Source organism: Rhizobium mesosinicum (assembly GCF_019511345.1).
Classification (GTDB): Bacteria; Pseudomonadota; Alphaproteobacteria; order Rhizobiales; family Rhizobiaceae; genus Rhizobium; species Rhizobium mesosinicum.
Genome location: NZ_JAEUAK010000001.1, coordinates 539,163 through 558,298 on the forward strand (window position 1 = coordinate 539,163; position 19,136 = coordinate 558,298).

Genomic DNA, 19,136 nt, shown 5'->3' on the forward strand with positions numbered 1-19,136 from the left:
CCGATAGGCACTCCAGACGGGGCAGCCTCCTCCGCTGCCCCAATGGCCATCAGCTCACGCCGAAGCGACGGAAAGCAGGATGAAATGATAGGACTTCGCCGGCAACGATCCGGTGAGCCTGCCCTCATCTGTGACCTGGAGGCCGGATCCTGCCGTCGGCACGATACGGTTCTGATCCTCGACGGAGTTGCGGGCCTTCAGGTCCTCGCCCGCCATCGTGTGATGCTGGACGATCTTCGCGCCCTTGAAACCCTGCAGGGCGACATCGAGATCGATCGCCTCGTCAAGGCTGCGGTTGATCGCAAAGAGCGCGATGCTCTTGCCATCCTCCTGCAGCACCGCCGAGAGATCGAGATAAGGAACGTCCTGCGCTACATCGCAATCATAGGTCGGGCCGGAGGCCGAAACCGTCAGCGCCGTGCCGCGGCCGTATTTCGATGCGAACTGCAGCGGATAGTAGATCGACTGGCGCCAGGCCGGGCCTCCGGCCTTGGTCAGGATCGGAGCAATAACGTTGACGAGCTGCGCCATGCAGGCGATCTTGACGCGGTCGGAGCGGCGGATGAAGACATTGATCAGCGAGGCGACGAAGATCGCATCCTCGAGATTGTAGAGCTCTTCGAGCAGCGGCGGCGCTTCCGGCCAGTCCCAGTTCTTGTAGCGCTGATCGTCTTCCTTGCGGTCGTGATACCAGACGTTCCATTCGTCGAAGCAGATCTTCACGTCACGCTTGGAGCGCTTCTTCGCCTTGATGTAATCGATGACGCCGCCGATCGTGACGATGTAGCGATCGAGCTCGATCGCCTTGGCGTAGTAATTCAGCGTGTCGTTTTCCTCGTTGCCGAAATATTTGTGCAGCGAGATGTAATCGACGCTGTCATAGCTCGCATCGAGAACCTGTGCCTCCCATTCGGGGTAGGTCTTCATCTTGTCGTTCGACGAGCCGCAGACCACGGTTTCGAGCGTCTTGTCGAAATATTTGAAGGCCTTGCTGACTTCATTGGCAAGCAGCCCATATTCCGTCGCGGTCTTATGACCAACCTGCCAAGGACCGTCCATCTCGTTGCCGAGGCACCAGATACGGACATTGTGCGGGTCCTTGTATCCGTGCTTGGCGCGCAGGTCGCTCCAGTAGGTGCCGCCCGGATGGTTGCAATATTCCAGGAAATTGCGGGCGTCGTTCAGGCCACGCGAACCGAGGTTCATGGCGAGCATCATCTCGGTCTTGGCGAGTTTCGACCAGTCGGCGAATTCGTTGACGCCCATCTGGTTGGTCTCACGGGTCCGCCAGGCAAGATCGAGACGCGTCGGACGCTGGTCGCGTGGACCGATGCCGTCTTCCCAATGATACGCCGAAACAAAATTGCCGCCCGGATAACGCACAATCGGCATATCGAGATCACGCACCATATCAAGAACGTCGGTACGGAATCCGTCCTTATCAGCTTTTTCGTGACCCGGCTCATAAATACCGGTGTAAACAGCACGACCCATATGCTCCAGGAAGGAGCCGTAGACGCGCTTATCGACGGTCGAGATGGTGAATTCCCTATTCAGGGTCGCCTTAGCCCGCATTGATGTTCCTCGTTTATTGAATTTGATTTTTGAGCAAGCTATTCTGGGAGATTTTTTTTATCAAGTATTTTGTTTCATATCAGAAAATCAGTTTAAGTAGGATGCGAGGCGGGCGAAATCTGTGCGAAACCAGGGGTTTCGGGCCCAGTCGCCGTTCTGCGCCGGTCGTGAAAGCGATGATTAACTAACGAATCCCTTGCGCGGGAACAAATTCCGCTCCGCAACGTTTTGGCGCTCGCGACAGGAGGAGGAAAAACAGATGCCAAATGGCCAATGGAGCAAGCCGGTCGAAATCAAGTTCGACAACGCCGGATCTCGGACCGTCAGAGGCCCGTTCGACGCACTCATCTATCTCCACGACATGTGGCCGCGGCGAACGGGAGCGAAATTCGTCAAGGCAAGCAATGCCTGCAAAGGCGCCGTCGAAGGACGCGTTAGTCTGGAAACGGCAAGGGAAGATTTTCTCGCAGCGGCAGCAGAAGCGAGACTGAGCACACATTGAGCCCGAGGGGCGGACGTGCACATGCGGCGTCCGCTCATAGCATATTTCTCAGAAAGGAGGCGGCATGCGCGCCTTGCTGGTATCGTTGCTGACCCTGGCCGTGGCCGCCGGTTCGACAGGCCCTGCCGTATCTGCCGACATGATCCATGGTTATGAACGGCCCCATGTCGCCAAGGATCGACCGAAACCTGTCATTCGTGCACGCTATGTGCAGCGCCGGCATCTCGATTGCACGGATATGATTGTCGAATACCGATACATTCCGCGCACGGATTTCGTGACGGTATGCCATCGTATCTGAGGCCCGCCAGACCGGCCAAGGCTAGGTCAGATCGGCTAGTGCGGGCTGCGACGCCACTGTAATCCACCGGAGGTCGGGGATCCGTCGAGCAGATCGCCTTTGGACTCGGCTTTCGCGATCCCGGCTATTCCAGCCGCTTCTTCAAGAGCCACGTCGGCGAACCGCCTGGCGCCTACCGGCGCATGATCGCCGCATAGTCGCAGAAAGGCCTCGCTTCATCTTTTGCCACTTGACCGTGAGGCATTCGCGATTGAAGCGACAGCCATTCAGAACGCCCGCAACTCACGCGTCAGCGTCTGGAGTTGCTTGAAGCCCTCGTAGCGCTTTGCGTGAAGATCAGCGATCGCACCTTGCGCCGGCTCATAGGTCTTTTCAACGGCCGAGAGTTTCGTCATTGCCGCGCGCATATCGCTAAACAGCCCGTCCGCGACGGCACCGAGGATCGCGGCACCCAGCAGCACAGGTTCCTCGGCCTTCGTCGCGACCACCGGCTTGCCGCTCGCATCGGCAAGCATCTGACGGACAAAATCGTGCTGGCCGGCGCCGCCGCTGATAACGATGTTCTGGATGGTGACGCCCGTATTGGCCTGCGTGTCGATGATTTGTCTCAAGCCATAGCCGATGCCGGAAAGACCGGCGATGTAAAGCGAAACCAGACTGTCGAGACCCCTCTCCATGTCGAGGCCGGCGATGACGGCGCGGGCGTGCGGATCGGCGAAAGGCGCGCGATTGCCGAGGAATTCGGGAACGACATGCAGGCCTGCGACGAGTTTTACGGCATCGGAAGAGTACCGCGCCTTTTGCGCAGCCATATCAGCCAGAAGGACCGGCAGCGGAACGCCGTTGCGCTTCGACAGTTCCCCGGCCTCGCCGGCGGCCGGATGGAAGGAAAGCAGGTGATCGATCGCCGCACCTGCAGCACTCTGGCCACCCTCATTCAACCACATGCCCGGCACCATGGCCGAATAATAGGGACCCCAGACGCCGGGCACAAAAGCCGGTTCCGATGTCGATGTCATGGTGCAGGACGACGTGCCGAAAACATAACCGAGATTGGCCTGCGGACCGGTGCCGACGCCAACCGTTCCGATGCCACCAGCATGGGCATCGATCAGCCCCGCAGCGACAGCCGTTCCCGGAACGAGGCCGAATTCACCGGCGGCAGCCGCTGTCAGGCCCTGCCCGAGTGGCGAACCGGGCTCGACGATCGACTGGCCGATGCGGGTAAAACCTTCGTCGGCCAATACGCCGAGGCCGATCTCATGAAAGTAGGTCGCATCCCAACGTTTCTCGTGGGCGAGGTAGGTCCATTTGCAGGTGACCGTACAGGTCGAGCGCGAAAGGTCGCCGCTTGCCCGCCAAGTCAAGAAATCAGCGAGATCGAAGAACTGCCAAGCGGCATCGAAAACCTGCGGCCGATTTTCCTTCAGCCAAAGCAGCTTCGGCGTTTCCATCTCGGGTGAGATACGACCACCGACATAGCGCAGCACGTCGTGACCAAGCGCATTGATGCGTTCGGCCTGGGGGACGGCGCGATGGTCCATCCAGACGATGATGTTGCGATCCGGATCTTCGGACGGACCGACAGGAAGCGGCTTGCCGCCTTCGCCCAGCACGACGAGCGAGCAGGTGGCGTCGAAGCCGAGACCGGCTACCGAGCCTGGATCGATGCCGCTCGCATGAACGACTTCACGGACGGCAGCGCAGACAGCCGCCCAGATCTCGGTGCTGGACTGCTCGACAATGGAGCCCGGCGCATGAAACAGGGTGATATCCCGCTTGGCGGATGCAAGCATCCGGCCGTCAAGGTCGAATAGGCCGGCGCGGGCGCTGCCGGTGCCGACATCGACACCGATGACATGCTTGGCACCCGCTGATGGCGTGTGTGAAGTGTCGCTCATGATCTCTCGATTCAAATCGGCAGTTTCATGTTCCAGAGCATGTCCGTTTTCTTCGCATAGGCACGCTCTATATCTTTGTCTTCATGCAATTCGGGACGTAAATCGCGGCGCGCTTTGCTGCAATTGCCCTAGAGCAATCCGGAACCGGACCTGTCAACCTCAGAGGTCGACACTGTTCGGCAGGATCACCAGATCGCGGACGGTAACGTTGCGCGGCCGCGATAGCATGAAGAGCACGGCCTCGGCCACTTCCTTCGGCTGCATCAGGCTGCCATTGGCTAGCGCCTCTTCCATCTTGGCTTTCGGCCAATCATCCAAGAGCGCGGTGACAACCGGTCCGGGCAGCACCGCGCCGACGCGCACGCCATGCGGCGCGACCTGGCGACGGGTCGAATGGACGAAGGCCTGAACGGCAAATTTCGAAGCCGTATAGATCGGCTCCCAGACGACGGGCACCACGCCAGCGATCGAGCTTGTGAACAGGATGTCGCCGGACTTCTGCTCAATCATATGCGGCAGCACGGCGTGAACCGAGCGGAAGGCCGCATTGATATTGAGGTTGAGCATCCGGTCCCAGGCATCCGGATCGCCTTCGGCAACCGGCCCGCCGATATAGGCGCCGGCATTGGCGTGGAAAATATCGAGCCGGCCGGCCAACTCCAGAATGCGCGGCAGCATGGCCGAAACCTGCGGACCGTCGAGAAGATCGACGACGAGCGGCAGAGCGCCGTTACCGATCTCCCTGCAGAGAGACTCGAGCTTGTCCTTGGCACGGTCGATGAGCACGACGGTTGCGCCTTCGGCGTGCAGCGTACGGGCGCATTCCAGCCCAATGCCTGATGCCGCACCGGTAATGGCGGCAACCTTGCCTTTCATGAGATCAGTCACGTGAATACTCCTTGAGAATGCGGGTCAGGCGCGGCCGTGGCTGACACGGGACCGACGGGCAAGCGAATCGACGATGACGGCGATGGCGAGAACGGCACCTGTTATCATGTAGCGCAGTGACGAGCTCAGATTGAGAAGCGTCAGCCCGTTGGAAATAGCCTGAATGACGATGATGCCGAGGAGAGCCGAATAGGCGCTGCCACGCCCGCCGAACAGGCTGGTGCCGCCGATGACCGCCGCCGCAATGGCGTTCAGGTTGACATCGCCCGTGCCGGCCTGCTGGCTGGAGGAGGCAAGCCGAGAGGCGGAGAGAATGCCACCGATCGTGGCAAGCGTCGAGCAGAGCACGAAGGCGCTGAGATAGATGCGGCGCACATTGATGCCGGCGCGGCGAGCCGCCTCGCGATTGCCGCCGACGGCAAACATGGAGCGTCCCCATTTCGTCCGCGTCAGCGCATAGTTGAGGATGACGGCGATTGCGACGAAGAGGCCGAACATCCACGGCACGCCACGGCCGAGATTGAGATAGTAAACGGCAAATTCCAGCGCGGCGGTGAGCACGATCGCCTTGAGCGCAAGCGCGCCGACCGGTGGGGAAGAGAGGTTCGAAGCCTGCCGCTGGCGGCGCTTGCGCATCTCGTTGACGACGAGAACTACGCCCGGCAATAGAGCCAGAACGTAGGACAGCCAGTCGGGCATGACGAGGATCTGGCCGAAGCGGACGAGCGGCGAAGCGTAGGGCAGATTGATGCTTCCGGTTGGTCCAAGGATATAAAGCTGCATGCCGAGGAGCGCGAGCAAGCCGGCAAGCGTAGCGACGAAGCTCGGCATGCCAAGCCTGTTATAGAGAACCGCGTAAAGCGCGCCGACGATAATGCCGGCAACGATCGCGACCAGGATCGCCAGCGGGATCGGCCAGCCCATGTTGACCCAGAGCACGCCGAGGATGGCAGAGGAAAGACCACTCATCGAACCGACGGAGAGATCGATTTCTCCGAGCATCAGCACGCAAACGATGCCGAGCGAGATAACGCCGACGGTGGCACAGTCAAACAGCAGGTTGACGAGGTTGTTCGGTGCCAGAAACACCGGATTGAGCAGCGAGAAGACCGTCGATATGACGATCAGGCCGACGAAAACCGGCAGCATTCCGAGATCGCCCGAGCGTACGCGGTCGAAGAAGGCCTTGACCATGCCCATGACGTTGTCGTCGTGGCGGACGCGTTCGTCGCTGCGGTCGAGGGCAGCCGGCCGGCTGATTGTATCGGACATCTTCTGGCTCATGCGGGCCTCCCGCTGGTTTCGTGTGCAGCACCGGTCTTGCGCTCGATCCGCCGGGAAACGGCATTTTCGGTGGCACCGGTGATGGCGGCGACGAGTTCCTGATTGGACGAGTCGGGTGTGAAGACGCCATTGTTCCGACCGAGGCGCAGCACGACGATGCGATCGGCAACGGCGCGCACGTCTTCCATATTGTGGCTGATGATGATGACGCCGAGGCCGCGCTCACGGACGCGCTCGATCAGGTTCAGCACCTCCGCAGTCTGGGCGACGCCGAGCGCTGCGGTCGGTTCGTCCAGCATGATGATCTTCGGATCGAGCAACAGCGAACGGGCGATTGCAACCGTCTGGCGCTGGCCGCCGGAAAGCGAGGCGATCGGCTCGCGCACCGAGGGAATGCGGGCGGCAAGTTCCCGGAGCAAAGTCCAGGCACGCACTTCCATGGCTACCTCGTCGAGACCCCACGGAGAGATTTCATGGCCGAGAAAAAGATTGGCGACGACGTCGAGGTTTTCGCAGAGCGCGAGATCCTGGAAGACAGTGGCAATGCCGAGTTCCAGCGCCTTTCCGGGGCTGTCGAGCGTGACGTTCTGGCCGCAGAACTCGATCGTTCCGGACGAGGGCTGATGCACGCCCGCAAGCACTTTGATCAGCGTCGATTTGCCGGCGCCGTTATCGCCGACCAGCGCCACCACCTCGCCGGCCTTCACCTCCAGTTCGATATCGGTCAGCGCCGACACGGCGCCGAAATTTTTGGAAATATTGCTCAACCGGAGGATCGTCTGACCCTTCTCCGGCATATCCTTCTGATCCCTGCTCATGGGGCAGTCCTTCTTGCCATGGGGGCATCCGGCCGCAACGGGTGCGGCCGGAGTTTACTCAAGCGCGTTTAGTTGGTGATGCCAAGCTTCTTGCAGCCTTCGGCATATTCGCCGGTGCAGATCTGCTCGGGCGTCTGGATCTTCTTGTCGAAGATTTCGGCCTTGATGTTTTCTGCCGTCACGACGGCGGGGATGAAGAGCTGCGACGGCGTATTGTAGAGCGTCGTTTTGGCTTCCGGCTTTTCACCCTTGATCATCTGCACCGCAACATTGGCAGCCGCAGCAGCTACAATCTCCGATGGCTTGGAAATCGTGTTGTACTGGTCGCCGGAGATGATCAGCTGGAGGGCTGCGATCGTGGCGTCATTGCCGGTAACCGGGGGAACCGGCTTGACGCCGGCGGCCTTGAAAGCGGCAATCGCGCCACCGGCCGTGCCGTCATTGGCGGCAACGACACCCTTGATGTCGGCGCCGAAGCGGGTGATCTGGCCTGCAGCCCATTCCTGCGCCTTCGGCGGCGCCCATTCCGGCGTGTCAAACTCGGCAAGCGTCTTGTAGGCGGATTCCTTCAGGCCGCGGTGGATGCCGTCGCGGATGAGACCGGCGGCGGCATCGGTCGGCGAGCCGTTGATTTCCAGCACGCCTGCGCCATCGGCAACGCCTGAGGCCTTCAGATGCTCGACGAGCGATTTTGCGATCGCATAGCCAATGCCTTCATTGTCGAAGGAGACGTAATAGTCCGCCGGCTTATCCGGGATCGGGCGGTCATAGGCGATGACCTTGACGTCCTGGGACTGGGCGATTTCAACGAGGCCGGCTGCAGCAGCGGAATCCACAGGGTCAAGAACGACCACCTTGGCGCCCTGGGCGATGACCGAGTTGAACTGCTGCTGCTGCAGCGCCGCATCGGCATTGGCGTTCTGATAGATGACGGTGCACTTCGGGCACAACTTCTCCATCTCCGCCTTGAAACCAGGGAAATCGTGCTGCTCATAGCGCGTGGATGCCTGGTCGGGCATCAGGAAGGCGACGGTCGCGGCTTCCTGAGCCGAGGCGGCGCCGGCAAGACCCATGAAAACGGTCACTGACGCCATAAGCAAATTGCGATAATTCATTTTCTCCTCCTTGGTGTGATCGAAAGACAGGCCCAGGCATTGCTGGAAGTCACTACGGTTCGCCCGCTCGCCGCCGCCTTCGCCGCCACAAAAACGACGAACAAAGCATCCCTGCAAAGGCACAGCCTCTCCGCGGCTTCTTAGAAATACCTCCCTGCACCGGCTTTTCGAGCCGGCTTGTATCATCGATTGCGCTAGATTGCTCAATCGATGAAGCAAGAATTGCCACTTCTGTCGTTTGATGTCAAGTTACCGCAAACGGAGACGCGCATTTGAGCCAGGTGAAGCAGACCAAGCGGACGACGATTTACGATCTGGCAGAGCTTGCCGGCACATCCGCCAGCGCCGTCAGCGCCGTGCTCAACGGCAACTGGAAGAAGCGCAGGATCAGCAGCCAGCTTGCCGAAAAGATCATGCGGATCGCCGAGGAACAGGGTTATGCGCTGAACATGCAGGCAAGCCTGTTGAGGCGCGAAAAGTCCCACATCATCGGCATGATCGTACCGAAATACGACAACCGCTACTTTGGCTCGATCGTCGAAACCTTCGAGGACATGGCGCGTGCGCGCGGCCTCTTCCCAATCATCACCTGCACGCGCCGTGACCCGCAGTTGGAGGTCGAGGCGGCGCGCACCATGCTTTCCTATCAGGTCGAATGCCTGATCGCGACGGGTGCGACTGATCCTGACCGGATCACTGAAATGTGTGCGGCAGCAGGTGTGCGCAGCCTCAATCTCGACCTGCCCGGCGCCCTTGCTCCCTCGGTCATCTCGGACAATTTTGCCGGTGCGCGGGAACTGACGCGTCGGATATTGAGAAACAGTGAGCAGAGGCTCGGCAAGATGGAGCCGCTGCTCTTCATTGGCGGGCGCGGCAGCGACCACAACACGGCCGAACGTATAAGGGGCTTTCGCGAGGCCCATGCGGATCTCGGCGTTGCCGTGCATGAGGAAAATATCCTTGCCTGCGGGTACGCACCGGAAAAAGCTGAAAAGGCTTTGGACGAACGCGCTCTTGTCGGCCAGACCCTACCCAGGGGCATGTTCGTCAACTCGACGATTTCACTCGAGGGCGTCATGCGCTGGATCCGCCGCTCCGGTCACCTCGACGACCGCAGCCTTGTGCTCGGCTGTTTCGACTGGGATCCCTTCGTCACCCTGCTTGGCAACGGAATCGAGATGGTACGCCAGGACGTGCCGGGCATGCTGAGCAAAGTGTTCGAGCTCATCGAATCCGGAGCCGACAAGCCTGTCGTTATCCAGGTGCCACCGCTCATTCCGGAAGCGCAGGAAGCCTAAGCAGCGCTGTCCGCTACGATGCAGACGACAACCCTGTCTGGGAGGCGCCATCGGAAATCGCCAACGATCTAATGCCTCAAGGTAAGCGTCGACTTTCGCAATACCCTTGTTTTAGGGATGTTGACGCAGGGAAAATCGCTTTCTATGGGAAGCCGTCGACCCAGTGCGGCGGCAATAACAGGCGTTCGGTCATACGAGGTGACCGAACGCCTCTCCTTTGGGGATTAGGCCTATTTCACCGTTTCCGGAGTGAAGCGCGCGTAGAGCGCATGGCGATTTCCGGGATAGACGAAGCGCACATGCGTCACCGGCCCGGACTTGTTCCAGGTGCGTCGTTCGATGACGAGGCAAGCAGTTGCCTCGGGGATAGAGAGCATGGCGCCTTCCTCTTGGTCGACACCAACTGCAAATATCTTATGCTCCGCCGCACTCCACGGAACCAGGCTCAGAAGCCACGGGCCTGGGGCCGTTTCCTCGAAATCCTCGTCTGCAGCTTCCGGCACGGTTTGAAGATTGATCAACCGCTTTTCCAGGCAAAAAGGCTTCGATCCGGCATAGTGCGTGCAGATGACTTCGATCAGGCTGGAATTTTGTTGCAGGTCCAGCATCTGGCGGTCCTGCGCCTGCGCCTTCCTGCGGACACGCTTTGCGACCTTGTACGAATAGGCGAGATTGAGGGACTGGACCTCCGCCTTGATATCGTGAATCTCGAGCACTGCGGCCTGGGCTTGCGGCTGCATGACGAAGCTACCGGATTTCTTGCGGCGTTCGATGAGACCGGCCTTTACCAGCTGAGTCAGGGCCTTGTTTACCGTCATGCGGGAGCAATCGTATTGCTTGGTCAGCTCCACTTCGAAGGGAATGCGGTAGCCCGGCGGCCATTCGCCCGAAACGATACGGCCCTCGATATCACTGAGGATACGCTGGTGTAAGGTCGTTTCCTTGGGCTCACTCATCATTGCGCTCCGGGTTCCCTCCCGCTGTAGCGCCGGGGAAGCGCGGAGGAAAGGTCGTCATGCTGCCAAGAGCTCGTTCATCGCGGCGATGAAGCGTCGGTCGATCAGGTCGCGGCGCAGATGCCGGCCGTTTTCGACCTGCTTGCGGCCGAGCGCCCAGACGCTGTCGACTGCCACATCACCGGCAAAGATCCACTGATCGAGAATCTGGCCTTCGGAAAGATAGGGAACCGCTGTGGTATCAAGCGATACGATGTCGGCATAATTGCCTGCAGCAAGACCCGCCGGTGCCTTTAATGCCGCACTACCGCCGGCAAGTGCGTGTTCGAAGAGCGCTTGGCCGGTGGAACCGCCAGTGGTGGCGATGACATTGCGGGCGCGCAGCTCCAGACGCTCGGAATATTCGAGCTGGCGAAGTTCCCCGGCAATGGAAATCAGAATGTTGGAATCGGACCCGATGCCGAAGCGTCCGGCTTCGGACAAGAATAGCGGCGCCGAAAATGTCCCGTCGCCGAGATTGGCTTCGGTAATCGGGCAAAGGCCGGCGATGGCGCGGCTCCTTGCCGTGCGCCGTGTTTCGTCCGCCGTCATATGGGTTGCATGAATAAAGCACCAGCGCTGATCAACCGGCGCATTCTCGAGCAGCCATTGGACAGGCCTTGCGCCGGACCAGGCGAGGCAATCCTCAACCTCCCTGACCTGCTCGGCGACATGAATGTGGATCGGGCCGTTATCGGCAAGCCCGATGACAACGGAGAGTTCGTCCGGTGTGACGGCGCGCAGACTGTGCGGCGCAACACCGATCTCTGCGCCAGGAAGCCGGCCAATGACCTGCCGACAGCCTTCCATCAGCCGCGCAAAACTTTCGGCGGAGTTGATGAAGCGGCGCTGTCCTTCGATGGGCGCCGCACCGCCAAAGCCGGAATGGGCGTAGAGAACCGGCAGCAACGTCAATCCGATGCCGGTTTCGGCACTCGCCGCACCGATCCTTTCGGCCATTTCGGCGATATTCGTATAGGGGCTGCCATCCTTGTCGTGATGCAGATAGTGGAACTCGCCGACCCGGCAGAAGCCTGCTTCCAGCATTTCCATATAGAGTTTCGCCGCTACAGCTTCGACATGGTCCGGCGTCATCGACAGCGCAAATTTGTACATGACGGTGCGCCAGCTCCAGAAACTGTCATTGGCCGGGCCGCGCACTTCCGCAAGCCCCGCCATCGCCCGCTGAAAGGCATGGCTGTGGAGGTTCGGCATTGCCGGCAGCAGGACAGCATGACGCTCGTCATCCGCGTCAGGCGCGACATCCGTTTCGATTGCGGCAATGCGTCCGTCCGCAAGCGTCAGGCGCACATTCCTGCGCCAGCCTTTGGCCAGCAAGGCAGCCGCCGCATGAAGTTTCGTCATGATCGCTCTCCCGTTTCGCAATTGACCACTTCGCTTGTCTTTATGCGAAAGGCCATAAATTTCTACTTGTCACCCTTTTCATTATGTATATACATATTCAGCCATAAGGAAAGGCGTAAAGCTGATGAGTGGGAACAAATTTTCCGGATCGGGCCGCAATTCCAGCGCTCGCTCGCTATGGCGCAATGCACGCCTTGCGACCCTGCGAGAGGATCTGCCGGGCCTTGGCATTATCGAAAAAGGCGCCGTCGTCTGCGAAGGCGGGCGCATCCTTTACGCAGGACCGGAAGCCGAACTGCCATCCTGGCTGATCGAGGCGGCCGATATTACCGACCTCGAAGGCCGCTGGGTCACGCCCGGCCTCGTCGACTGCCATACCCACATCGTCTATGGCGGCAACCGCGCGCGGGAATTCGAGATGCGGCTCGAAGGCGCAACCTACGAAGAAATCGCGCGCGCCGGCGGCGGCATCGTCTCCTCCGTGAAGGCGACCAATGCACTGTCCGTCGAGGGCCTCGTCGAGGCTGCGCTGCCGCGGCTCGACACGCTGATCTCGGAAGGCGTGACCACCATCGAGGTCAAGTCCGGCTACGGGCTCAATATCGAGGCGGAACTGAAGATGCTGCGCGCCGCCCGCGCACTCGCAGACCAACGGCCGGTACGGGTCATCACCTCCTATCTCGGCGCCCACGCAACACCCGTCGAATATAAGGGACGGAACCAGGATTACATTTCCGATGTCGTCCTGCCGGGTCTGGAGCGGGCACGTGCCGAAGGCCTCGTCGATGCCGTCGACGGCTTCTGCGAGGGCATCGCCTTCTCGGTCGACGAGATCGCACGGGTCTTCGACAAGGCCCGCTCGCTCGGGATTCCCGTCAAACTTCATGCCGAACAGCTCTCCAATCTCGGTGGCGCGAAACTCGCGGCCTCCTATGGTGCGCTTTCGGCCGATCATCTGGAATATCTGGATGAGGATGGCGCGCGGGCAATGGCGGCGGCCGGCACGGTTGCGGTTCTGCTCCCGGGTGCCTTCTACGCCATCAACGAGAAGCAGAAGCCGCCGGTTCAGGCCTTGAGGCAGGCCGGCGTGCACATCGCCGTCGCCACGGACAGCAACCCCGGCACCTCGCCTCTCACCTCGCTGCTGCTCACCATGAACATGTCGGCGACGCTGTTCAGGCTGACGGTGGAGGAATGCATCGCCGGCGCAAGCCGCGAAGGCGCCCGCGCCCTCGGCCTGCTTAGCGAGACCGGCACGATCGAGGCCGGCAAGTCTGCCGATCTGGCGATCTGGGATATCGAAAGCCCCGCCGAGCTCGTCTACCGCATCGGCTTCAACCCGCTTCACGCACATATTTTCAAGGGCCAGAGGATCGACCGATGACCATTACCCTCCATCCGGGCTCCGTCTCGCTGCAGGATCTCGCAACGATTTACTGGACCTGCGTCCCGGCAAAGCTCGACCCATCCTTCGATGCCGGCATCATCAAGGCGGCAAACCGCATCGCCGAGATCGCCGCCGGCAATGCACCGGTCTACGGTATCAATACCGGCTTCGGCAAGCTCGCCTCGATCAAGATCGACAGCGCCGATGTGGCAACGCTCCAGCGCAATCTCATCCTCTCGCATTGCTGCGGGGTCGGTGAGCCACTGCCGGAAAATGTCGTGCGTCTCATCATGGCGCTGAAGCTCGTTTCGCTCGGCCGCGGCGCCTCCGGCGTGCGTCTGCAACTGGTGCGGCTGATCGAAGCGATGATGGCGCGCGGTGTCATCCCGGTCATCCCGGAAAAGGGCTCTGTCGGCGCTTCCGGCGACCTCGCGCCGCTTGCCCATATGACGGCCGTGATGATGGGCCATGGCGAGGCCTTCTTCGGCGGCGAGAGGCTGCACGGCGCAACCGCGCTTCTGAAGGCCGGGTTGCAGCCGATCGTGCTCGCCGCCAAGGAAGGTCTGGCGCTCATCAATGGCACGCAGACCTCGACGGCGCTTGCACTCGCTGGGCTGTTCCGCGCCCACCGAGCGGCACAATCGGCATTGATAACAGGCGCAATGTCGACTGATGCCGCCATGGGTTCGTCCGCACCGTTTCACCCCGATATCCATACGCTCCGCGGCCATCGCGGCCAGATCGATACGGCGGCGGCCCTGCGCGCGCTGCTCGAGAACTCGCCGATCCGCCAGAGCCATATCGATTGCGACGAGCGCGTTCAGGATCCCTATTGCATCCGCTGCCAGCCACAGGTCGACGGAGCCTGCCTCGATCTGTTGCGCGCAGTTGCCCGCACGCTGGAAATCGAAGCCAATGCGGTGACCGACAATCCGCTGGTGCTCTCTGACAATTCCGTCGTGTCCGGCGGAAATTTCCATGCCGAGCCTGTCGCCTTCGCCGCCGACCAGATTGCCCTTGCGATCTGTGAAATCGGCGCGATCGCCCAGCGCCGCATCGCGCTGCTCGTCGATCCCGCCCTTTCCTACGGTCTCCCGGCCTTTCTCGCAAAGAAGCCGGGCCTGAATTCAGGCCTGATGATCGCCGAAGTCACATCAGCCGCGCTGATGAGCGAGAACAAGCAGATGTCGCATCCGGCCTCCGTCGACTCGACACCGACATCGGCCAATCAGGAAGACCATGTCTCCATGGCCTGCCATGGCGCACGCCGGCTCCTGTCGATGACCGAAAATCTCTTTGCGATCATCGGCATCGAGGCGCTCACCGCTGCGCAAGGGGTGGAGCTTCGCGCCCCTCTCGCAACGAGCCCCGAGCTCAAGAAGGCCATCACCGCGATCCGCGCTACCGTGCCGTCGCTCGAAGAGGATCGCTATATGGCGAACGATCTGAAGGCGGCCACGGTGCTCATTGCCAGCGGTGGTCTTAACGCATCCGTTTCAAGCGATATTCTGCCCGCTCTGGAGGTCTGACATGTCCGTTTTCGAGGTCAAGCAAGGCACCTCGCCCGTCATCCTCGGCTTTCCCCATACCGGCACCGAGGTGCCGCCCGATATCTGGGCGCGCCTGAACGACAACGGCCGGCTGCTTGCCGATACCGACTGGCATATCCACCGGCTTTATGACGGACTGCTCGACAATCCGACCACGGTGCGTGCCACGTTCCATCGCTATGTGATCGATGCCAACCGCGACCCCTCCGGCACCAGCCTCTATCCCGGCCAGAATACGACGGGACTGATCCCGGAGACGGATTTCGACGGCAAGGCGATCTGGAAGGATGGCGCGGTCCCTGCCGAGGCAGACATCGCCAGCCGCTTACGCGATTTCCATGCGCCCTATCACGCCGCGCTTCTGGCCGAGATCGAGCGGGTGAAAGCCATCCACGGCATCGCCGTTCTCTATGACTGCCACTCCATCCGTTCGCATATCCCCTTCCTCTTCGAGGGCAAGCTGCCGGATTTCAATATCGGCACGGATACGGGCAAGACCTGCGATCCAACGATCGAGCAGGCGACCATCGCCATCGCATCGGCTGCGGCGGGCTACGACAGCATCCTGAACGGCCGCTTCAAGGGCGGCTGGACGACGCGCCATTACGGCAGGCCGGAAACCGGTGTCCACGCCATCCAGATGGAACTTGCCCAATCGACGCATCTTGCAAGCGAAGCGCCGCCCTTTGCTTATGACGGCGAAAAAGCCGACAACCTGCGCATTCATCTCAAATCCATTCTGACGCGGATCGAAGAGATCGCGCTCGGTCGAACACGCTAAAAAGGGAACATCATCATGACCGTAAACCCGCGCCACAATATCCGCGAAATCCGCGCCCCTCGCGGCGACCAGCTGAATGCCAAGAGCTGGATGACCGAAGCACCGTTGCGCATGCTCATGAACAATCTCGACCCGGACGTTGCTGAAAACCCGCATGAGCTAGTCGTCTACGGCGGCATCGGCCGCGCCGCCCGCACCTGGGACGATTTCGACCGCATCGCTGCCACGCTGAAGACACTGAACGAGGACGAGACGCTGCTGGTGCAGTCCGGGAAGCCGGTCGGCGTCTTCCGCACCCATAAGGATGCGCCGCGCGTGCTGATCGCCAATTCCAATCTCGTACCGCACTGGGCGACCTGGGATCATTTCAACGAGCTCGACAAGAAAGGCCTTGCCATGTACGGCCAGATGACGGCCGGCTCGTGGATCTATATCGGCACGCAGGGCATCGTGCAGGGCACCTACGAAACCTTCGTCGAAGCTGGCCGCCAGCACTATAATGGCGACCTCAAGGGCAAATGGATCCTGACCGGCGGGCTTGGCGGCATGGGCGGCGCTCAGCCGCTCGCCGCCGTCATGGCCGGAGCCTGCTGCCTCGCGGTCGAATGCGACGAAACCCGCATCGATTTTCGCCTGCGTACCCGCTATGTCGACGAAAAGGCTCACACGCTGGACGAGGCGCTGGAAAAGATTGAGCGCTGGACCAAGGCTGGCGAAGCAAAGTCTGTCGGCCTCGTCGGCAATGCCGCGGAAATCTTCCCGGAACTGGTGGTCCGCATGAAGGCCGGCGGCCCCCGCCCCGATATCGTCACCGACCAGACCTCGGCGCATGACCCGCGCAACGGCTACCTGCCGGTTGGCTGGACGGTCGCCGAAGCCAAGGCCAAGCGCGAAACCGATCCGAAGGCCGTCGAAGCTGCCGCCCGCGCCTCGATGAAGGCACACGTCGAAGCCATGGTCGCCTTCTGGGATGCCGGCGTGCCTACACTCGACTATGGCAACAACATCCGCCAGGTCGCCAAGGACGAGGGTTTGGAAAACGCCTTTGCCTTCCCGGGCTTCGTGCCGGCCTATATCCGCCCGCTCTTCTGCCGTGGCATCGGTCCGTTCCGCTGGGCTGCACTGTCCGGCGATCCTGAAGATATCTACAAGACCGATGCCAAGGTGAAGGAACTGCTTCCCGAGAACAAGCACCTGCACAATTGGCTCGACATGGCCAGGGAGCGCATCGCCTTCCAGGGCCTGCCGGCCCGCATCTGCTGGGTCGGTCTCGGCGACCGCCACAAGCTCGGCCTTGCCTTTAACGAGATGGTCAAGAACGGCGAGCTGAAAGCGCCCGTCGTCATCGGCCGCGACCACCTCGATTCGGGTTCCGTCGCTTCGCCGAACCGCGAGACGGAAGCGATGAAGGACGGCTCGGATGCCGTGTCCGATTGGCCACTGCTGAACGCGCTGCTCAACACCGCCTCGGGCGCCACCTGGGTGTCGCTGCATCATGGCGGCGGCGTCGGCATGGGCTTCTCGCAGCATTCCGGCATGGTCATCTGCGCCGACGGCACCGACGATGCGGCCCGCCGCCTCGGAAATGTTCTATGGAACGATCCGGCGACCGGTGTCATGCGCCACGCCGATGCCGGCTATGACATAGCCATCGATTGCGCCAAGGACAAGGGACTGCGCCTGCCCGCTATTCTTGGAAACTGAGCCATGAAAGTCCTGCGCGCTGCCGATCACAAGCGCATGCCGTGGAAGAACGGCGGCGGCGAAACTGTGGAAGTCGCGATTTCGCCCGAGGGCGCAGGACTTGCCGATTTCGATTGGCGGGTCAGCATGGCGACCGTCGCCTCGGACGGTCCCTTTTCCGTCTTCCCCGGAATCGACCGCACGCTGTCGATTCTGGAGGGCAATGGCATGCACCTCTCCATCGGGGGGCGTGCGCCGGTGTTCCTGACACAGGGAAACGATCCGCTTTTCTTTCCGGCAGATGTACCCGTTACCGCCGAATTGATCGATGGCACCATCACCGATCTCAATGTGATGACTCGGCGGGACAGGCTGCGGCATGATGTGCTTCGCCTCGTCATTGACGGGCGACGCGAACTGCCCCTGCCCGATGAGAACTCGCTTCTCCTTTGCCATCGCGGGCAAGCGGAGATAGACCTTGCGAAAGACAAGATCACTCTCGTCGCGGGCGATGCGCTGCTCCTCGAAGAGGCCGTTGGCGGATGCCTGCAATTACACGGCAAAGCCCTGCTTTACGCGATCACCATCGCGGCAATCTGACGGCGTTTTATCCGGCCGGAGCGCCATCATAATGTCTAGACAAAACAATGCGGGCATGCGTTAAATACATTTAATGGGCACCCAGCAAGGGCGCCTAAAATAATAGCAGGGAAATTAGGATCATGAAAAAAACTGGGATTTTTGCCGCCGCTTTTGCCGCGGTACTCGCCGCGACAGCCACTCACGCCGCAGAGACCAAGGTCGCGATCGGCATCTCCGGCTGGACCGGCTTTGCACCGCTGACGCTCGCCAAGGAAGCCGGCATCTTCAAGAAGCACGGGCTCGACGTCACCATCACGAAGGTGCCTCAGGCGAGCCGGCATCTGGCGCTTGCCTCCGGCGACATCCAGTGCGCTGCGACCACGGTTGAGACTTGGATCGTCTGGAATGCGGCAGGTGTTGCGACCACGCAAATCTTCCAGCTCGATATTTCGCATGGCGCCGACGGCATTGCCGCAAAGCCCGGCATCGAAAAGATCGCCGATCTCAAGGGCAAGTCGGTCGCCGCCTCCGCACCGGGCACGTCCCCCTATTTTCTGCTCGCTTTCATCCTCGCCAAGAACGGCTTGAGCATGAAGGACGTCAAAGTCGTCAACATGGAGCCGGGACCGGCAGCTCAGGCACTACTTGCCGGCCAGAATGATGCGGCTGTCACCTATGAGCCCTATCTTTCCAGCATTCGAAATGCGCCGGACAAGGGCAAGATCATTGCCACGACCCTCGACTACCCCGCCGTCATGGATACATTCGGCTGCACCACGGCGTTTCTCAAGGCCAATCCGGAAGCCGCCAAGGCGCTGGCCGCCAGCTATTACGACGCACTCGAAATGATCAAGACCGACAAGGACAAGTCCTTTGAGATCATGGGCAAGGATGTGAAGCAGTCCGGCAAGGAAGTCGGAGAATCGGCCGCCTATCTCGAATGGCAGGACAAGGCCGCGGCCCAGAACTTCTTCAAGACCACCTTCAAGAGCTTCAATGAAGAAGCAGCAGATCTTCTGCTGCAGGCTGGCGTCATCAAGGCAAAACCGGACCTTTCGACGCTCGCCGACCCTTCCTTCATTCAATAACAGGCATAAATGCCGGGGAGCGC

At 60.8% G+C, this 19,136-nt stretch carries 18 protein-coding genes; 10 read left to right on the plus strand and 8 right to left on the minus strand.

The annotated features are described in order from the left end of the window. Positions 1 to 54: 54 nt before the first annotated feature. Positions 55 to 1,575, minus strand: a complete 1,521-nt coding sequence (gene arfA, locus JNB85_RS02480) for an arabinosylfuranosidase ArfA (RefSeq protein WP_113321110.1) — start codon at positions 1,573 to 1,575, stop codon at positions 55 to 57. Positions 1,576 to 1,834: 259 nt separating this feature from the next. Between arfA and JNB85_RS02485 the strand changes: the two genes are divergently transcribed. The 3 genes from JNB85_RS02485 (at position 1,835) to JNB85_RS02495 (ending at position 2,575) form a co-directional block, all read left to right on the plus strand. After that, positions 1,835 to 2,077 (plus strand): DUF982 domain-containing protein, encoded by a 243-nt coding sequence (locus JNB85_RS02485; protein WP_220332803.1) that lies wholly within the window; start codon positions 1,835 to 1,837, stop codon positions 2,075 to 2,077. Positions 2,078 to 2,141: 64 nt separating this feature from the next. After that, entirely contained in the window at positions 2,142 to 2,378 is a 237-nt protein-coding gene (locus tag JNB85_RS02490) for a hypothetical protein (RefSeq protein ID WP_220332804.1), read from the plus strand. Between the two features lie 92 nt (positions 2,379 to 2,470). Beyond that, entirely contained in the window at positions 2,471 to 2,575 is a 105-nt protein-coding gene (locus tag JNB85_RS02495; RefSeq protein ID WP_338050305.1) for a helix-turn-helix domain-containing protein, read from the plus strand. A gap of 69 nt (positions 2,576 to 2,644) precedes the next feature. Here the strand turns inward: JNB85_RS02495 and JNB85_RS02500 are convergent, their stop codons facing one another. The 5 genes from JNB85_RS02500 to JNB85_RS02520 form a co-directional block, all read right to left on the minus strand. Then, the gene (locus JNB85_RS02500) at positions 2,645 to 4,279 is read right to left on the minus strand and encodes an FGGY-family carbohydrate kinase (protein WP_220332805.1); all 1,635 of its coding nucleotides are present in this window, start codon (positions 4,277 to 4,279) and stop codon (positions 2,645 to 2,647) included. A gap of 159 nt (positions 4,280 to 4,438) precedes the next feature. Then, positions 4,439 to 5,167, minus strand: coding sequence for an SDR family oxidoreductase (locus tag JNB85_RS02505; protein ID WP_220332806.1), 729 nt, complete (start codon positions 5,165 to 5,167; stop codon positions 4,439 to 4,441). Positions 5,168 to 5,191: 24 nt separating this feature from the next. Next, positions 5,192 to 6,451 carry a sugar ABC transporter permease gene (locus JNB85_RS02510; protein WP_220332807.1) on the minus strand — a complete coding sequence of 420 codons (1,260 nt, stop codon included), beginning with the start codon at positions 6,449 to 6,451 and terminating at the stop codon, positions 5,192 to 5,194. After that, entirely contained in the window at positions 6,448 to 7,269 is an 822-nt protein-coding gene (locus tag JNB85_RS02515) for an ATP-binding cassette domain-containing protein (RefSeq protein ID WP_220332808.1), read from the minus strand. The genes JNB85_RS02510 and JNB85_RS02515 overlap by 4 nt, the downstream gene beginning before the upstream one ends. Before the next feature lie 68 nt (positions 7,270 to 7,337). Next, the gene (locus JNB85_RS02520) at positions 7,338 to 8,384 is read right to left on the minus strand and encodes an ABC transporter substrate-binding protein (RefSeq protein ID WP_220332809.1); all 1,047 of its coding nucleotides are present in this window, start codon (positions 8,382 to 8,384) and stop codon (positions 7,338 to 7,340) included. Positions 8,385 to 8,656: 272 nt separating this feature from the next. On the opposite strand from JNB85_RS02520, the gene JNB85_RS02525 reads away from it, so the two are divergent. Further along, positions 8,657 to 9,682 (plus strand): LacI family DNA-binding transcriptional regulator, encoded by a 1,026-nt coding sequence (locus tag JNB85_RS02525; protein WP_220332810.1) that lies wholly within the window; start codon positions 8,657 to 8,659, stop codon positions 9,680 to 9,682. Positions 9,683 to 9,912: 230 nt separating this feature from the next. Here the strand turns inward: JNB85_RS02525 and hutC are convergent, their stop codons facing one another. Continuing rightward, positions 9,913 to 10,638 (minus strand): histidine utilization repressor, encoded by a 726-nt coding sequence (hutC, locus tag JNB85_RS02530; protein WP_220332811.1) that lies wholly within the window; start codon positions 10,636 to 10,638, stop codon positions 9,913 to 9,915. Between the two features lie 57 nt (positions 10,639 to 10,695). After that, a complete protein-coding gene (locus tag JNB85_RS02535; RefSeq protein ID WP_220332812.1) occupies positions 10,696 to 12,042 on the minus strand; it encodes a formimidoylglutamate deiminase in 1,347 nt (448 codons plus the stop codon). A 124-nt stretch (positions 12,043 to 12,166) separates the two neighbouring features. On the opposite strand from JNB85_RS02535, the gene hutI reads away from it, so the two are divergent. From hutI to JNB85_RS02565, 6 genes are all read left to right on the plus strand, one after another. Continuing rightward, positions 12,167 to 13,426, plus strand: a complete 1,260-nt coding sequence (hutI, locus tag JNB85_RS02540) for an imidazolonepropionase (RefSeq protein ID WP_220332813.1) — start codon at positions 12,167 to 12,169, stop codon at positions 13,424 to 13,426. After that, positions 13,423 to 14,958 carry a histidine ammonia-lyase gene (gene hutH, locus JNB85_RS02545; RefSeq protein ID WP_220332814.1) on the plus strand — a complete coding sequence of 512 codons (1,536 nt, stop codon included), beginning with the start codon at positions 13,423 to 13,425 and terminating at the stop codon, positions 14,956 to 14,958. The genes hutI and hutH overlap by 4 nt, the downstream gene beginning before the upstream one ends. Position 14,959: 1 nt before the next feature. Continuing rightward, positions 14,960 to 15,760 carry an N-formylglutamate deformylase gene (hutG, locus tag JNB85_RS02550; RefSeq protein WP_220332815.1) on the plus strand — a complete coding sequence of 267 codons (801 nt, stop codon included), beginning with the start codon at positions 14,960 to 14,962 and terminating at the stop codon, positions 15,758 to 15,760. Between the two features lie 15 nt (positions 15,761 to 15,775). Beyond that, entirely contained in the window at positions 15,776 to 17,464 is a 1,689-nt protein-coding gene (gene hutU / locus JNB85_RS02555) for a urocanate hydratase (protein ID WP_220332816.1), read from the plus strand. Between the two features lie 3 nt (positions 17,465 to 17,467). Next, complete coding sequence (locus JNB85_RS02560; RefSeq protein WP_220332817.1) at positions 17,468 to 18,043, plus strand: HutD/Ves family protein; 576 nt, start codon at positions 17,468 to 17,470, stop codon at positions 18,041 to 18,043. 122 nt (positions 18,044 to 18,165) lie between these two features. Further along, entirely contained in the window at positions 18,166 to 19,113 is a 948-nt protein-coding gene (locus JNB85_RS02565; RefSeq protein WP_220332818.1) for an ABC transporter substrate-binding protein, read from the plus strand. Positions 19,114 to 19,136: the final 23 nt, after the last annotated feature.

Coding starts and splice junctions, on each gene's coding strand:
- JNB85_RS02510 (WP_220332807.1), bottom strand. CDS start 6,451: ATGAGCCAGAAGATGTCCGATACAATCAGCCGGCCGGCTGCCCTCGAC.
- arfA (WP_113321110.1), bottom strand. CDS start 1,575: ATGCGGGCTAAGGCGACCCTGAATAGGGAATTCACCATCTCGACCGTC.
- JNB85_RS02485 (WP_220332803.1), top strand. CDS start 1,835: ATGCCAAATGGCCAATGGAGCAAGCCGGTCGAAATCAAGTTCGACAAC.
- JNB85_RS02560 (WP_220332817.1), top strand. CDS start 17,468: ATGAAAGTCCTGCGCGCTGCCGATCACAAGCGCATGCCGTGGAAGAAC.
- hutI (WP_220332813.1), top strand. CDS start 12,167: ATGAGTGGGAACAAATTTTCCGGATCGGGCCGCAATTCCAGCGCTCGC.
- JNB85_RS02490 (WP_220332804.1), top strand. CDS start 2,142: ATGCGCGCCTTGCTGGTATCGTTGCTGACCCTGGCCGTGGCCGCCGGT.
- JNB85_RS02520 (WP_220332809.1), bottom strand. CDS start 8,384: ATGAATTATCGCAATTTGCTTATGGCGTCAGTGACCGTTTTCATGGGT.
- JNB85_RS02515 (WP_220332808.1), bottom strand. CDS start 7,269: ATGAGCAGGGATCAGAAGGATATGCCGGAGAAGGGTCAGACGATCCTC.
- hutH (WP_220332814.1), top strand. CDS start 13,423: ATGACCATTACCCTCCATCCGGGCTCCGTCTCGCTGCAGGATCTCGCA.
- hutG (WP_220332815.1), top strand. CDS start 14,960: ATGTCCGTTTTCGAGGTCAAGCAAGGCACCTCGCCCGTCATCCTCGGC.
- JNB85_RS02565 (WP_220332818.1), top strand. CDS start 18,166: ATGAAAAAAACTGGGATTTTTGCCGCCGCTTTTGCCGCGGTACTCGCC.
- JNB85_RS02500 (WP_220332805.1), bottom strand. CDS start 4,279: ATGAGCGACACTTCACACACGCCATCAGCGGGTGCCAAGCATGTCATC.
- hutU (WP_220332816.1), top strand. CDS start 15,776: ATGACCGTAAACCCGCGCCACAATATCCGCGAAATCCGCGCCCCTCGC.
- hutC (WP_220332811.1), bottom strand. CDS start 10,638: ATGAGTGAGCCCAAGGAAACGACCTTACACCAGCGTATCCTCAGTGAT.
- JNB85_RS02535 (WP_220332812.1), bottom strand. CDS start 12,042: ATGACGAAACTTCATGCGGCGGCTGCCTTGCTGGCCAAAGGCTGGCGC.